Below are 13,703 nucleotides of genomic sequence, written 5' to 3'. Positions count from 1 at the left end.
TCGACTTGGCAACTTGGCGTGAAGCATTCGATCACGAAGCGTTGCACTCGGGGAGGGTGCAGGGAAGTGCGCCTTGTCGCGGTGGCCAATCCCCGTAGGGTGCGCAGGCCTTCCGAGGGCTTATTCGCGCAGGTCGCACCGGGGGTTGGGGGTGGTTACGGCAAGGGGTGGACGGGAGTGGGAAGTTGGCTGAAAACCAACGGTCTCGTGCGTGAAAACCGGTCAACTGACCGGTGAGTTTCCCCCGGTGTGACGACCGCCACGGTGCGCCCCCGTTCCTGTGCGCTGATGGCGCCCCCGGTGGTACGCCCTGGGTACGTGTACCCGGGATTCCCGGACTTCCCCGGCGTTCCCGGATCTGCCCGCGTCTCCCGCCTCCTCGCCGAGCAGCCGGGCCGTGCCGCGCTCGGACCGGCGCAGCAGCAGCCGGCAGACGGCCGTGACGGCGCCCAGTCCGAGGGCGGTGCCGGTCGCGCCGGCCAGGGAGCTGCCGTGCCAGAGGAGGACCACCGGGACGAGCGCGCAGGAGAAGGCCGCCCAGCGGATCAGGTCGGTCGACCGCTCGTCGCCGCGGCGGGCGGCGGTGGAGCGGGAGCGGGCGGGGCGGGAGGAGGCGGGCCGGGAGGAAGCAGGCCGGGAGGGAGCGGGGCGGGAGGAGGCGGGCGTGCGGGGCACGGGCATGGTTCGGGCTCCTCCCTGGGGGCGGTCGTACCAGACGGGGCGGTGGCGGGCGGGGTCGGGCGGCGGTCACCGGACCGTGGTGACTGCCGCGCTGTGGCGTGGTCCATGGGTTCAACGCTTGTTCGAGCCGTCGGTCACTGTGATCGTGGTCGCTGTCGGCGGGGGATAAGTGAATCCTGTGCAAACCGCCTGTACGGGGCAGCAACCATTGCGTTACGGGCGCCCCCTCGTGCATGCTCCCTGGAACCCCCACCGAGGGTGCTCGGGATCTGGGCGTTGGAGGCGTGGCGCCGTACCCTTGGGGGTATGGGGTTGGGAAGACAATTCCCGGACACAGCTCCGCCGCTCACTGCCGTCCAACCCACATAAGGATCGATTCGCCGAGACAGCCATGGCCGGTCACGAATTCTTCGAACCAGCGGACCGCAAGCGGCCCGTCGCCGACCCCACGGCGGCCGAGCCTCTGGCGGCGGAAGAAGCACGCCCCACCTGCGATCCTGCCTTCAAGCACGGCGTGGTCGTCGGTTTCGACGGCTCCACCTCCAGTGAGCGCGCCCTCGCGTACGCCATCGGCATGGCCCATCGCTCCGGCTCGGGCCTGATCATCGTCCATGTCGCCAACCGGCTGCCCACGACCGTGTGGGCGGGCTGCGAGCCGCCGGTCTTCGTCGACGTGCCGGACCACCGCACCGAGGTCCTCGGGCTGGAACTGGCCTGCGCGGACTACCTCGCCGAGGTGCCGTGGATCCTGGTCGAGCGCGGCGGTGACATCTGCCACGAACTCGAAGAGGTGGGCCGGGAGTACGAGGCCGACGCGATCGTCGTCGGCTCCACCCACGGCATCGTGGGCCGGATCTTCGGCTCGGTCGCCGGGCGGCTCGCCAAGCGAGCCAAGCGGCCGGTCATCGTCATCCCCTGACGCTCGCTCTCCGGCTCCCTGCGCGGGGCATCCCCCTGTCGGCGTCCGGACGCGGAACCTGCTCTTCACCCCGCGGGGCCGGCCTCACGGGGTGAAGAGGGGGTCGCAGCGGTGCCGCGTCCGGTCGTAGGGCTGTCCGGGGCTACTCGACCGTGACCGACTTCGCCAGGTTCCTCGGCTTGTCGATGTCCCGGCCGAGGGCCTTCGCCGTGTAGTAGGCGAGGAGTTGCAGGGGGATGCCCATCAGGATCGGGTCGAGTTCGTCCTCGTTCTTCGGGACGACGATCGTCTGGTCGGCCTTCTCCTGGCACTCGTGGGCCACCGCGAGGATCCTGCCGCTGCGGGCCTTGATCTCCTCCAGGGCCGCGCGGTTCTTCTCCAGCAGATCGTCGTCGGGGACGATCGCGACCGTGGGGAGGGCCGGCTCGATGAGGGCCAGCGGGCCGTGCTTCAGCTCGGACGCCGGGTAGGCCTCGGCGTGGATGTAGGAGACCTCCTTGAGCTTCAGGGAGGCCTCGCGGGCGACCGGGTAGCCGCGGACGCGCCCGATGAAGAGCATCGAGCGGGCCTCGGCGAACTGCTCCGCCAGCTTCTCGATCTCCGCCTCCTGATCGAGGATCTCCGCGATCTGGCCGGGCAGCTTGCGCAGCCCCTCGATGATCCGCCTGCCGTCGCGGACCGAGAGGTCGCGGGTGCGGCCGAGGTGCAGGGCGAGCAGCGCGAAGGCGACCGTGGTGTTGGTGAAGCACTTCGTCGAGACGACGCACACCTCGGGGCCGGCGTGCACGTAGATGCCGCCGTCCGCCTCGCGGGCGATCGCCGAACCGACCACGTTCACCACGCCCAGCACCCGCGCGCCCTTGCGCTTGAGCTCCTGGACGGCGGCGAGGACGTCGTACGTCTCACCGGACTGGGAGACGGCGATGTAGAGGGTGTCGGGGTCGACGACGGCGTTGCGGTAGCGGAACTCGGAGGCCGGCTCGGCGTCTGCCGGGATGCGGGCCAGCTCCTCGATCATCTGGGCGCCGATCATGCCCGCGTGGTAGGAGGTGCCGCAGCCGAGGATCTTCACCCGGCGGATCTTGCGGGCCTCGCGGGCGTCCAGGTTCAGGCCGCCGAGGTGCACGGTGGAGAAGCGGTCGTCGATCCGGCCGCGCAGCACGCGGTCCACGGCGTCGGCCTGCTCGTGGATCTCCTTGTGCATGTAGGTGTCGTGGCCGCCCATGTCGTAGGAGGCGGCCTCCCACTCCACGGTGGTGGGCTCGGCCGTGGTGCGGGTGCCCTCGGTGGTGTAGGTGCGGAAGTCGTCGGCCTTGAGGGTGGCCATCTCGCCGTCGTCGAGCGTGACTATCTGGCGGGTGTGGGCGACCAGCGCGGCGATGTCCGAGGCGACGAACATCTCCTTCTCGCCGATGCCGAGGACGACCGGCGAGCCGTTGCGGGCGACGACGATACGGTCCGGGAAGTCGGCGTGCATGACGGCGATGCCGTAGGTGCCCTCGACGACCCGGAGGGCCTGGCGGACCTTCTCCTCCAGGGTCTCCGCCTGGGAGCGGGCGATCAGGTGGGTGAGGACCTCGGTGTCGGTCTCGGACAGGAACTCGACGCCGTCCGCCTCCAGCTTGCGGCGCAGGTCGGAGGCGTTGTCGATGATGCCGTTGTGGACGACGGCGACCTTGAGGTCGGCCGACATGTGCGGGTGGGCGTTCACGTCGGAGGGGGCGCCGTGGGTGGCCCAGCGGGTGTGGGCGATACCGGTGGTGCCCTTGAAGCGCGCCGGGACCTTGGCCTCCAGGTCCCGGACCCGGCCCTTGGCCTTGACCATCTTCAGACCGGCGGTCCTCGGGGAGGTGACGACTATGCCTGCGGAGTCGTACCCGCGGTACTCCAGCCGCTGCAGGCCCTCCAGCAGCAGGGGGGCGACGTCACGCTTCCCGATGTATCCGACGATTCCGCACATATATAGGTATCCCTCGGTCCTGGCTGGGTGGACTCACCCGTAGACGATGCGACGCAGCTGCCGGAGCGAGAGCTCCGGCGGTGCGACCGCCCGGTACTTCAGGTCCGCCGCGACCCGTTCGAAGATCTCCGCGTTGACCAGGCCCTGGGCCTGCAGCTCGCGGTGGCGGCGACGGACGTAGTCCTCGGTCGTCTCGTCGAAGTAGGCGAGCACGTCCTGGATCACCCGCAGTGCCTCGCCCCGCTGGAGGGGCGTGGACCGCGTCAGATGATCAACAAGTTCGTCGTGCACCCGGTAGATCCTGGGGGACGGTGGCGGCTTTCGCAAGAAATCTGCCCGATTTCGGGCAAGCGCCTGTTAAGGAGCCTTGGGGAAGCGTTGAATGTGTTATGAGCGCCTGTTCGCACCCCGTCCATTTGGTGTCTTGCGCGCCGTCGCCCAAGGCGACGATTTTCAGACCTCATGGACACTCCTCGCATGGGCGTACCCGACGAGCTCGCCGAGCGCATGAGCATGGCCGAGCAGCACGAGTACCTGCGCGCACGATTCTCCCGCCGCTCGATGATGCGCGGTGGCGCGGTCACCATCGGCGCCGTCGCCGGCGGTACGTTCCTGACCGGTACCGAGGCCCAGGCCGCCGTACCGACGAAGACCCCCGACAGCAGCCCGGCCGTCCAGTACGTCGACGGCGCGTACGTCGCCCCCTTCGGCCGCCACCTGGCCTGGGGCAACGACCCCCGCACGGAGATCACCATCTCCTGGCAGGTCCCGCTCCCGGTGAAGAAGCCCTTCGTCCGGATCGGCACCCACGCCTCGCACCTCTCCGTCAAGATCGAGGCCGAGGTCCGCGCCCTCTACACCCCGGCCGGCGTCGGCGCGAGCGGCGACCACACCCAGTACTACGTGCACGCCAAGCTGACCCACCTCAAGCCCGGCAGGACCTACTACTACGGCGTCGGCCACGACGGCTTCGACCCGGCCTCGCCGCAGTTCGCGGGCACCATAGGCACCTTCACCACCGCCCCCGCCCACAAGGAGCCGTTCACCTTCACGGCCTTCGGCGACCAGGGCGTCAGCTACCACGCGCTGGCCAACGACAGCCTGCTCCTCGGCCAGAACCCGTCCTTCCACCTGCACGCCGGCGACATCGCCTACGCCGACCCGGCCGGCCAGGGCAAGACCTCCGACACGGTGTTCGACTCGCGGACCTGGGACCAGTTCCTCGCCCAGACCGAGTCCGTCGCCAAGTCCGTGCCGTGGATGGTGTCGTACGGCAACCACGACATGGAGGCCTGGTACTCGCCCAACGGCTACGGCGGCGAGGAAGCCCGCTGGAACCTCCCGGACAACGGCCCGGACAAGAACAACCTCCCGGGCGTCTACTCCTTCGTCTACGGCAACACGGCGATCATCTCGCTGGACCCCAACGACGTCTCCTTCGAGATCCCGGCCAACCTCGGCATCTCCGGCGGCACCCAGACCAAGTGGTTCGAGGCGCAGCTGAAGAAGTTCCGCGCCTCGAAGGACATCGACTTCGTCGTCGTGTTCTTCCACCACTGCGCGTACTGCACGTCCACCGCGCACGCCTCGGAGGGGGGCGTGCGCCAGGAGTGGGTGCCGCTGTTCGACAAGTACCAGGTGGACCTGGTCATCAACGGCCACAACCACCAGTACGAGCGCACCGACGTGATCAAGGGCAACACGGTCACCAAGAAGCTCCCGATCGGCGGCACGGCCTACCCCGAGACCGAGGGTGTCGTCTACGTCACGGCGGGCGCGGCCGGCCGCAGCCTGTACGCGTTCACCGCCCCGGACTCCTACGAGGGCCACGAGAACGAGGTCGACTCCGTGGCCTCCTTCATCAACCTCAAGGGCGGCAAGCAGAACGAGACCGTCACCTGGTCGCGGGTCCGCTACCTGAACTACTCCTTCCTGCGCGTGGACGTCACCCCCGCGCCGAAGGGCCACTACACCACGCTGAAGGTCCAGGGCATCGCCGAGACCGGTGACCGGATCGACCACTTCACGGTGGCCCGCAAGGCCAAGTAGTCACCCCAGAGGCGAAGTGGTCGCCGAACGGCACCACCGCGCGCCCCGAAGGCGGGGCGCACACCCCTGAGCCCGGCAGGCGGTCCTCACATCTTCCTGAGGACCGCCTGTTTGGCCATCGTGAACTCCTCGTCCGTCAGCACCCCGTCCCGGTGCAGCTCGCCGAGCTCGCGCAGCCGCCGCAGCAGCGCGTCGTGGTCGTCCCCGGCCGCCGGGCGGTCCGGCCGAGGGCGCGGGGGCACGACGTCGCCGGGCGCCGTCGCCGGATGCGGCAGCCGGGCCTGGACGGCCGCCGCGACCAGCGCCATCAGCGGGTCCTTCTTGAAGCCCCACAGTTCGACGGCGTTGGGGTCGTACTTCGGCGGGGCCTTCGTGGGCGCGCCGCGCACGCTGAACCGCAGGTGGCCGTTCTCCAGGCCGACGGCCGGCTTCCACTCGACGCCGACGATGTCCTCGACGGCGAGGGTACGGGTGCCGGCGGCGGCCTTCGCGTCCTCGGTCTTCCAGTTCCACTCCAGCCGCACCCGCTCGCCGTCGAAGCTCGCCGTGCCGTCCCCGGCGGAGAAGGACAGCGGCACGGACGGGCCGGGCAGCAGGTACGCGCCCACCGGGCCGGCCGGCACCTGGTCCAGGGCCAGCGCGTGGCGCACCTCGTCGACGAAGTACTCGGCGACGCCGTACCGGTCGGAGTCGACGGTCAGCTGGTAGGGGTCGTGCGGCTCGGTCAGCCGGCCGCCGGTCGCGTGCAGCAGCGGGTCGGCGCCGTCCCGCAGCCGTAGCCGCAGCCGCCCGGCCCGCTTGCCCTGCTCGAACGAGACTCCCGCCAACGCTCCCAGCGGGAGCCCGAGTTCACCCAGTTCCCGGCGCAGCAGCCCGACGTTCTTGTCCCGGCCGGGGGTCAGCCGCAGCGCGTCACCGTCGAAGACCCAGGTGCCGTCCTTCTGGATGATTTCCGCCATGGGGGAATTCTGGCATCGGGCCGTCACGGCTCCAGCGCGTTCCCTGCAGGGAGAGCGGGGCTCGGGAGGACCGTACTTCCGAGCCCCGTCCCGCCTCGATCAGAACCCCGTGACGGGATTCTCAAGGGTTCCGATCAGCTGGAGGGCGCCCGAGGGATCCGCCAGGTCCACCATCTGCTCGTTGTTGCGCAGCTGGAGCCGGTTGAGGCAGGACAGGGCGAACTCGGGGGCGAACATGTCGTACTGGCGGAACCGGTCGGCCAGTTCGGGGTTCGCCTCCTGGTAGGCGCGGGTGACCTCGGCGACCGTGCGCCAGAAGCCGTCCTCGTCCAGGATCCCCTCGTCGGCCAGGCAGGCCGCGAGGAAGCGGAAGAAGCAGTCGAAGACGTCGGTGAAGAGGGACAGCAGTTTCCTGTCCTCGGGGACCTCGACGCGGATGCGCCGCACCTCCGGCGGCAGCACCGCGTCCGGGTCCAGCACCGCGATCTCCTCGGCGATGTCCTTGTAGACCGCCCGCCGCACGACCCCGTCCCTCAGCACGAGGATCGTGTTCTCGCCGTGTGGCATGAAGACCAGGTCGTAGGCGTAGAAGCTGTGCAGCAGGGGCGTGTAGTACGCCTCGAGGTAGTGGCGCAGCCACTCCGCCGGTGCCAGCCCCGACTGCTCGACGAGCGCGCCGGCCACCGACCTCCCCTCGTGGTCCACATGGATCAGGGAGGCCATGGTCGCGAGCGACTCGCCGTCCTGGAGGGACGGCACCGGGCTCTCCCGCCACAGCGCGGCCAGCATCTTGCGGTACGGCGAGTAGCGGTCCGTGGCCGCCTCGTACTCCAGGTGCCGGTAGCCCACGGCCGCCCGCTCCCGGATGATCGACAGTCCGGCCGACTTCAGCACCGGGTCGTTCTCGATCAGCTGGGCGAGCCAGTCGTTGATCGCCGGGGTGGCCTCCATGTACGCGGCGGAAAGCCCGCGCATGAAGCCCATGTTGAGGACGGACAGCGCCGTCTTCACATAGTGCTTCCCGGGGTGCGAGGAGTTGAAGAAGGTCCGGATGGACTGCTGGGCCAGATACTCGTCGTCGCCCTCGCCCAGGCACACCAGGTTCCTGCGGGCGACCTCGGCGGCGAAGGTGACGGTGAGCTTGTTCCACCACTGCCAGGGGTGGACGGGGACGAGGAGGTAGTCGGCGGGGTCGAGGCCCTGCTCGCGCAGGACGCCGTGGAACCGCTCGACGGTCGCCGGGCCCAGTTCCTCGCGCAGGAAGGACTCGTACTCGATGCCGGCACCGGCCGTGAAGGCCGCCCGCGACCGGTGCGCGGCCAGCCACACCAGGCGGACCGGGCTCGCGGTCTCCGGGGCGTAGGACAGGTATTCGTGGACGCCGAACCCGAGCCGCCCGTTGTTGGCGACGAAGCAGGGGTGGCCCTCGGTCATCCCGGTCTCGATGCCCTGGAAGCCGCCGCGGACCAGCTCCGCCGAAGTGACCTCGGGCTTGGTGAGCTTGTAGCAGGTGCCGGAGAGGGTGGAGGAGATCTCTTCCAGGTAGACCGGCAGGATCGCCTCGCTCAGCCCGAGGGTGTTCTTCAGCTCGACGAAGAAGTCCAGTGCCGCGAGCGGGAGTTCGGCGCCCTCGCGGGTGCGGGTGATCGAGTCGGCGGCCACCTGCCAGTGGTCGAGGGCGCGGCGGACGGCGGTGAAGCGGTAGTACGTCAGACCGTCGTCGCTGCGGATGACGTACCGCCCGTCCTTCTCCTCCGGGGTGATCAGCCGCTCGTGCGCGAACTCGGCGAGGGCCTTGCGGACGAGAAGGCGGTTGGCCTTCTCCCAGCGCTCGGGGGAGAGGTGGGCCACGGCGTCGGCGAGGGTCATACGGACACCCCCACGGCCGCCTCGAACCGCTCACGGGTGCAGAAACTCAACAACGCCTGCTTCTCCGGCTTCCGGATCTCTCGCTCGGCCACGAAGCCGACGGCCTCGTTCAGGGCGTGGACGGCCGTGTTGGACACATCGGGCTCGACGACGACGCGCCGCACCGCCGGGTCCTCGAAGAGGCGCGCCATCACCGCCGTGATGACGGCCCGGGTGAAGCCGTGCACCGGGGTGTCGGTCGCCGGGGTGAGGAAGTGCATGCCGACGTCACCGGGCAACGGCTCGTACAGGCCGACCAGTTCGCGGTGGGCGGGGTCGTAGTGCTCCATCAGGAAGACGGGCACGCCGTCCTGGAGACCGAGCAGGGCGTGCTGGTGCGGGTCGGCGGCGATCTCCATGTAGGCACGCTCGACGTCCACCAGCTTCGCGTCCTGCATCATCCAGTAGGCGGCCTTGGGATGTGTGAGCCAGGAGTGCAGCAACTCGGCGTCGGTCAGCGGGTCGAGGGGGCGAAAGGTGAACGTCATACGGTGAACTCCTGGAACGCGATCGTCTTCTCGACCGGGTAGTACTCGCTGCCGAGCAGCTCACGGATGATGAAGCTGTTGCGGTAGGCGCCCATGCCGAGGTCGGGGGACGTGACGCTGTGCGTGTGCACGCCGGCGTTCTGCAGGAACACGCCCCGGCCCGTGGTGTCGATGGAGTAGTTGCGGGCGACGTCGAAGTTGCCGTGGGAGTCGTAGCGCAGCCTGTCCTTGACGGGCGCGAGGAACTCCGGCTCGCTGTAGTGGTAGCCGGTGGCCAGGACCAGCCCCTGGGAGTCGAGCTCGAAGTCCTTCTCCTGCTCCTCCTGGCGGAAGGAGAGCGTGTACGTGCCGTTCTCGTGGCGCGCGCCGGTCAGCGCGGAGTTGGTGAGCAGCCGGGTGGGGACCGGCCCGCCGAGGTTCTTCTGGTACAGCAGGTCGAAGATCTCGTTGACGAGGTCACCGTCGATGCCCTTGAACAGGCCCTTCTGCGCCTGCGTGAGCCGGTAGCGGGTGGCCTCGGGCAGGGCGCGGAAGTAGTCGATGTACTCCGGCGAGGTCATCTCGAGGGTGAGCTTGGTGTATTCGAGGGGGAAGAAGCGCGGGGAGCGCGTCACCCAGTTGAGCCGGTAGCCGTGGACGTCGATCTCGCCGAGCAGGTCGTGGTAGATCTCGGCCGCCGACTGCCCGGACCCGACGAGCGTGATCGACTCCTTCTTCTGCAGCTCCGCCTTGTGCTGGACATAGCGGGAGTTGTGCAGGAAGTCGCCGCCGAGACCAGCGCAGGCGTCGGGGACGTACGGCGTCGTACCGGTGCCGAGGACCAGATGGCGGGCGCGGAACTCCTCACCGGCGGTCGTCTTCACCACGTACAGGCCGTCGTCGTACGTCACCTCCGAGACCGTCGTCGAGAAGCGCACGCTGCTCAGCTTGTTCGCGGCCCAGCGGCAGTAGTCGTCGTACTCGACCCGCAGCGGGTAGAAGTTCTCGCGGATGTAGAACGAGTAGAGCCGGCCCTTCTCCTTCAGGTAGTTGAGGAAGGAGTACGGCGAGGTCGGGTCGGCCAGGGTGACCAGGTCCGACATGAACGGGGTCTGGAGGTGGGCGCCGTCGAGGAACATGCCGGCGTGCCACTCGAAGTCGGGCTTGGACTCCAGGAAGACACCGTCGAGCGTGTCGATCGGCTCGGTGAGGCAGGCGAGGCCGAGGTTGAAGGGGCCGAGCCCGATCCCCACGAAGTCGAAGGTGCGGCTGGCTTCAGGACGCGCGGTCAAGGGAGTCTCCCAGGTACTGCTCGGCGTGGCCGGCGATCAGGTCGAGCACGGCGGCCATGTCGTCGATCGTCGTCTCGGGGTTGAGCAGGGTGAACTTCAGGTAGTGGCGGGCGCCCACCTTGGTGCCCGCGACCACCGCGTCGCCGGAGGCGAACAGGGCCTTGCGGGCGTGGAGGTTGGCGCGGTCGATCTCGGACGGATCGGTGACGGCGGCGGGGATGTAGCGGAAGACCAGGGTGGAGAGGGACGGCCGCACGACGACGTCGAAGCGCGGGTCGGCGGCCAGCAGGCCCCAGCCCTCCACCGCCAGGTCGCAGACCTCGTCGAAGAGCTGTCCGACGCCGTCGGCGCCCATCACGCGCAGCGTCATCCACAGCTTGAGCGCGTCGAACCGGCGGGTGGTCTGCAGGGACTTGTCCACCTGGTTGGGGATGCGTTCCTGCACCATGCGGCGCGGGTTGAGGTACTCGGCGTGGTAGGTGGCGTGGCGCAGCGTGGCCGCGTCCCGGACCAGCACGGCGGAGGAACTCACCGGCTGGAAGAAGGACTTGTGGTAGTCGACGGTGACGGAGTCGGCGCGCTCGATGCCGTCGATGCGGTCCCGGTGCCTGGGGGAGGCGAGCAGACCGCAGCCGTAGGCCGCGTCGACGTGCATCCAGGTGCCGTACCGGGCGCACAGTTCGGCGATCTCGGGGAGCGGGTCGATGGAACCGAAGTCGGTGGTGCCCGCGGTGGCGACGACGGCCATGGGGACGAGTCCGGCCCTCGTGCAGCGCTCCAGCTCCCGGGCGAGGGCGACGGTCTGCATGCGCTTGTCGTGGTCGACGGGTATGGAGACCACGGCGTCCTGGCCGAGCCCGAGCAGTTTCGCCGACTTCCTCACGCTGAAGTGGCCGGCCTCGGAGGTGAAGACGCGCAGTTCGGCGAGCGAGCGGGTCTTGGCCTCCTCGCGGGCGAGCAGCAGCGCCTGGAGGTTGGACTGGGAGCCGCCCGAGGTGAAGATGCCGTCGGCGGCCGGTCCGAGGCCGATGCGCTCGGCGGTCCAGTCGATCAGTTTCCGCTCGATGAGGGTGCCGCCCGCCGACTGGTCCCAGGTGTCGAGGGAGGAGTTGACGGCGGACAGGACCGCCTCGCCGAGCACGGCCGGGATGACGACCGGGCAGTTCAGGTGGGCGAGGTAGCGGGGGTGGTGGAAGTAGACGGCGTCACGGAGGTAGACCTCTTCGAGCTCGTCCAGGACGGCCGCGGTGTCGTGCAGCGGCCGGTCCAGGTCGATCCGCTCGATACGGGGGGCGAGGTCGTCGACCGTGACACCGGTGAACGGACGGTCGGTGGCGGCGATTCTGGCGGCCACCCGCTCGACTCCTTCGGTCACGGAGCGGCGGTACTGCTCCGCGGTCGTGTCATTGAGCAGGTGCGAGCGCATGGTGGGGGTCCTTCGGTGGGGACGGTCCGGTGCGGTGTCGATCAAACTTAGGTAAGCCTAACCTAACTAATCATGGGTCAGGTCTGGCTCTCCCGTGACGGTGATCACGTACGGGGAGTCGGTACGGCTATCCGGCCTCGCGCAGCTCTTCCTCGGTCATCCCGAGCCGCCAGTACCCCACGAAGGTCACGCGACGCCGGTCGATCCCGCGCTCGCCGACGAAGTGCCGGCGGAGCGCCTTCACGGATCCCGACTCGCCCGCGATCCAGACGTACGGATGCGCGGCCTCCGGCAGCCGGGCGGCACGGAGCGCGGCGAGTGAGCGCCCGGCGTGCAGCCAGGTCACCTCGGCGTCCGCCGGGGAGGTCAACTCGTGCACGTTTCCCGAGTCGTGGGCCTCGACCCAGGCCCGGACCCGCATCCCGGCGGGCAGGGACCCGAGGATGGCGGAGACGGCGGGCAGGGCGGTCTCGTCGCCCCACAGCACCACCAGGTCGGTGTCCCGCGGCGGCCGGAAACGGATCGCCCGGTTGTCGGCGACGGCCGGCCCGAGCAGCAGGACCCGGTCCCCGGCGGCGGCCCGTGAGGCCCACTCGGAGGCGGGCCCGGCCGGGCTGTGCAGCACGAAGTCGATGTCGATCTCGTCGGGATCGCGGCGCGACGCCCTCAGCGTGTACGACCGCATCACGGCCCGTACGTCATCGGGCAGCGCCCGCCACCCCTGCCACCACCCGTCCCCCAGCTCGACGGGCACCCGCGGCTCGAGCTGCCCGGGCGGCGGGACGAACAGGGACAGCGACTGGTCGAACCCGTCGGAGAGGAAGTGCCGTAGATCGTCCCCGGCGAAGGAGACCCGCACGAGCGAGGCCCCGACCCGCCGGGCCCGCACGACATGGAGGGAGAAGAACCGGAAAGGGGCGCTGCTCAAGGGGGTGACTCCTGAAACAAGGGGGCTCTGTTCAGCTGACCTGCTTCGCCTTCTCGAGCGCCTCGGCGAGGTTCTCCAGCAGCGGCACGCACTTGTCGTAGGACAGGATCGGCTCGGGCGACCGGGCGATGACCTGCCCCGCCTTCACGGCGGGCAGCTTCTTCCATGTCGCCTCGGTGATCGCCGAAGGCTGCAGCGCGGACGTCCGGTCGTCCATCATGATGATGTCCGCCGCGTACTTGTCGACGTTCTCCCAGCTCAGCGACTCGTACCAGCCGCCACCCTGCTTCTTCGCGCTCTCCGGCGGCTCGACGAAGTTCACGCCGAGGGCCTTGAAGTACTCCAGGTCGATGGAGAGATCGGTGCCGGAGACGTAGAACAGCTCGGCGCTCGCCGAACCGGCCATCACCTTGATGCCGGGCTTGGCCTTCGCCGCGGCGCGCAGCCGCGTCGCCGCGGTCTCGAACCGCTTCTTCGCGTCGGTGACCTCGGCCGCGCTCATGTCCGCGCCGAGCGACTCGGCCAGCTCCCACACGCGCTCCAGGGGAGCGGTCAGCTGACGGTCGTAGACGGATATGCCGACGCTCGGGGCCAGCTTGGCGATCTTGTCCTTGGAGGCCTCGGGGACGTACCAGAGCGTGCCGGCGTCGTCGAACATCGTGGAGATGAGGACGTCGGGCGCGAGGGCCGCGTACTTCTCGACGTTGAACTCGTCCCAGACGTTGCCCAGGACGGTGACCTTGGAGACGTCCATGTCGCCGGCCTGGACGTCGGCCTTGCCGTCGGTGGTCCTCGTCGGGCCGAAGACGCCCTTGACCTGGATGCCGTAGTCGTGGAGGGCGGCGCCGACGCCGGTGAACGCGACGATGTTCGCGGGGACCTCGTCGAGCTTCACCGTGGTGCCGCGGTCGTCCTTGAAGGTCCAGGGACCGGACTCGGCGGAGGTGCTCGCCGACGCGTCCGAGCCAGCGCTTTTCGCGTCGCCGTCCCCACAGGCAGCGAGTACGGCACCGAGGCCGACGGCACCGCCGGCGGCGAGGATGCCGCGGCGGGTGAGGTGGTGGGCGCTGGCGTTACGCATGAATATGACTGCTTTCGGACGTGCGGGATCACC

Annotated in this window: 12 protein-coding genes; 2 read left to right on the top strand and 10 right to left on the bottom strand. The window is 69.4% G+C overall.

The genetic code is table 11. The features are described 5' to 3' along the window. Positions 1-222 precede the first annotated feature (222 nt). Positions 223-681: a hypothetical protein gene (locus ABT057_RS16490; protein WP_352343683.1), complete on the bottom strand. Its 459-nt coding sequence runs from the start codon at positions 679-681 to the stop codon at positions 223-225. A 391-nt stretch (positions 682-1,072) separates the two neighbouring features. On the opposite strand from ABT057_RS16490, the gene ABT057_RS16485 reads away from it, so the two are divergent. Next, positions 1,073-1,600, top strand: coding sequence for a universal stress protein (locus tag ABT057_RS16485; protein ID WP_352343681.1), 528 nt, complete (start codon positions 1,073-1,075; stop codon positions 1,598-1,600). Positions 1,601-1,742: 142 nt separating this feature from the next. On the opposite strand, the gene glmS is transcribed toward ABT057_RS16485, so the two are convergent. Beyond that, positions 1,743-3,560: a glutamine--fructose-6-phosphate transaminase (isomerizing) gene (gene glmS, locus ABT057_RS16480; protein ID WP_352343680.1), complete on the bottom strand. Its 1,818-nt coding sequence runs from the start codon at positions 3,558-3,560 to the stop codon at positions 1,743-1,745. Positions 3,561-3,593: 33 nt separating this feature from the next. Then, positions 3,594-3,851 (bottom strand): hypothetical protein, encoded by a 258-nt coding sequence (locus ABT057_RS16475; RefSeq protein WP_352343678.1) that lies wholly within the window; start codon positions 3,849-3,851, stop codon positions 3,594-3,596. Between the two features lie 186 nt (positions 3,852-4,037). Between ABT057_RS16475 and ABT057_RS16470 the strand changes: the two genes are divergently transcribed. Next, positions 4,038-5,609, top strand: a complete 1,572-nt coding sequence (locus tag ABT057_RS16470; RefSeq protein WP_352343677.1) for a purple acid phosphatase family protein — start codon at positions 4,038-4,040, stop codon at positions 5,607-5,609. An 86-nt stretch (positions 5,610-5,695) separates the two neighbouring features. Here the strand turns inward: ABT057_RS16470 and ABT057_RS16465 are convergent, their stop codons facing one another. The 7 genes from ABT057_RS16465 to ABT057_RS16435 all read right to left on the bottom strand — a co-directional run bounded on the left by ABT057_RS16465 (position 5,696) and on the right by ABT057_RS16435 (position 13,670). Further along, complete coding sequence (locus tag ABT057_RS16465) at positions 5,696-6,568, bottom strand: DUF4429 domain-containing protein (RefSeq protein WP_352343676.1); 873 nt, start codon at positions 6,566-6,568, stop codon at positions 5,696-5,698. Positions 6,569-6,667: 99 nt separating this feature from the next. Continuing rightward, complete coding sequence (locus ABT057_RS16460) at positions 6,668-8,437, bottom strand: IucA/IucC family protein (protein ID WP_352343675.1); 1,770 nt, start codon at positions 8,435-8,437, stop codon at positions 6,668-6,670. After that, positions 8,434-8,964, bottom strand: a complete 531-nt coding sequence (locus tag ABT057_RS16455; RefSeq protein ID WP_352343674.1) for a GNAT family N-acetyltransferase — start codon at positions 8,962-8,964, stop codon at positions 8,434-8,436. The genes ABT057_RS16460 and ABT057_RS16455 overlap by 4 nt, the downstream gene beginning before the upstream one ends. Continuing rightward, positions 8,961-10,235: a lysine N(6)-hydroxylase/L-ornithine N(5)-oxygenase family protein gene (locus ABT057_RS16450; protein ID WP_352343672.1), complete on the bottom strand. Its 1,275-nt coding sequence runs from the start codon at positions 10,233-10,235 to the stop codon at positions 8,961-8,963. Before ABT057_RS16450 ends, ABT057_RS16455 begins: the two co-directional genes overlap by 4 nt. Further along, positions 10,219-11,661: a lysine decarboxylase DesA gene (gene desA / locus ABT057_RS16445; protein ID WP_352343671.1), complete on the bottom strand. Its 1,443-nt coding sequence runs from the start codon at positions 11,659-11,661 to the stop codon at positions 10,219-10,221. Before desA ends, ABT057_RS16450 begins: the two co-directional genes overlap by 17 nt. Positions 11,662-11,788: 127 nt before the next feature. Then, the gene (locus ABT057_RS16440) at positions 11,789-12,589 is read right to left on the bottom strand and encodes a siderophore-interacting protein (protein WP_352343670.1); all 801 of its coding nucleotides are present in this window, start codon (positions 12,587-12,589) and stop codon (positions 11,789-11,791) included. A gap of 31 nt (positions 12,590-12,620) precedes the next feature. Beyond that, positions 12,621-13,670, bottom strand: coding sequence for an ABC transporter substrate-binding protein (locus ABT057_RS16435; RefSeq protein WP_352343669.1), 1,050 nt, complete (start codon positions 13,668-13,670; stop codon positions 12,621-12,623). Positions 13,671-13,703: the final 33 nt, after the last annotated feature.

The organism is Streptomyces sp. NPDC002588, assembly GCF_040295925.1.
In the GTDB taxonomy this organism is placed as follows: domain Bacteria; phylum Actinomycetota; class Actinomycetes; order Streptomycetales; family Streptomycetaceae; genus Streptomyces.
The sequence above is the reverse complement of the archived record's forward strand: the minus strand, read 5'-3'. Positions and strand labels throughout refer to the sequence as shown.

Coding starts and splice junctions, on each gene's coding strand:
- ABT057_RS16490 (WP_352343683.1), bottom strand. CDS start 681: ATGCCCGTGCCCCGCACGCCCGCCTCCTCCCGCCCCGCTCCCTCCCGG.
- ABT057_RS16485 (WP_352343681.1), top strand. CDS start 1,073: ATGGCCGGTCACGAATTCTTCGAACCAGCGGACCGCAAGCGGCCCGTC.
- glmS (WP_352343680.1), bottom strand. CDS start 3,560: ATGTGCGGAATCGTCGGATACATCGGGAAGCGTGACGTCGCCCCCCTG.
- ABT057_RS16470 (WP_352343677.1), top strand. CDS start 4,038: ATGGGCGTACCCGACGAGCTCGCCGAGCGCATGAGCATGGCCGAGCAG.
- ABT057_RS16465 (WP_352343676.1), bottom strand. CDS start 6,568: ATGGCGGAAATCATCCAGAAGGACGGCACCTGGGTCTTCGACGGTGAC.
- ABT057_RS16460 (WP_352343675.1), bottom strand. CDS start 8,437: ATGACCCTCGCCGACGCCGTGGCCCACCTCTCCCCCGAGCGCTGGGAG.
- ABT057_RS16455 (WP_352343674.1), bottom strand. CDS start 8,964: ATGACGTTCACCTTTCGCCCCCTCGACCCGCTGACCGACGCCGAGTTG.
- desA (WP_352343671.1), bottom strand. CDS start 11,661: ATGCGCTCGCACCTGCTCAATGACACGACCGCGGAGCAGTACCGCCGC.
- ABT057_RS16435 (WP_352343669.1), bottom strand. CDS start 13,670: ATGCGTAACGCCAGCGCCCACCACCTCACCCGCCGCGGCATCCTCGCC.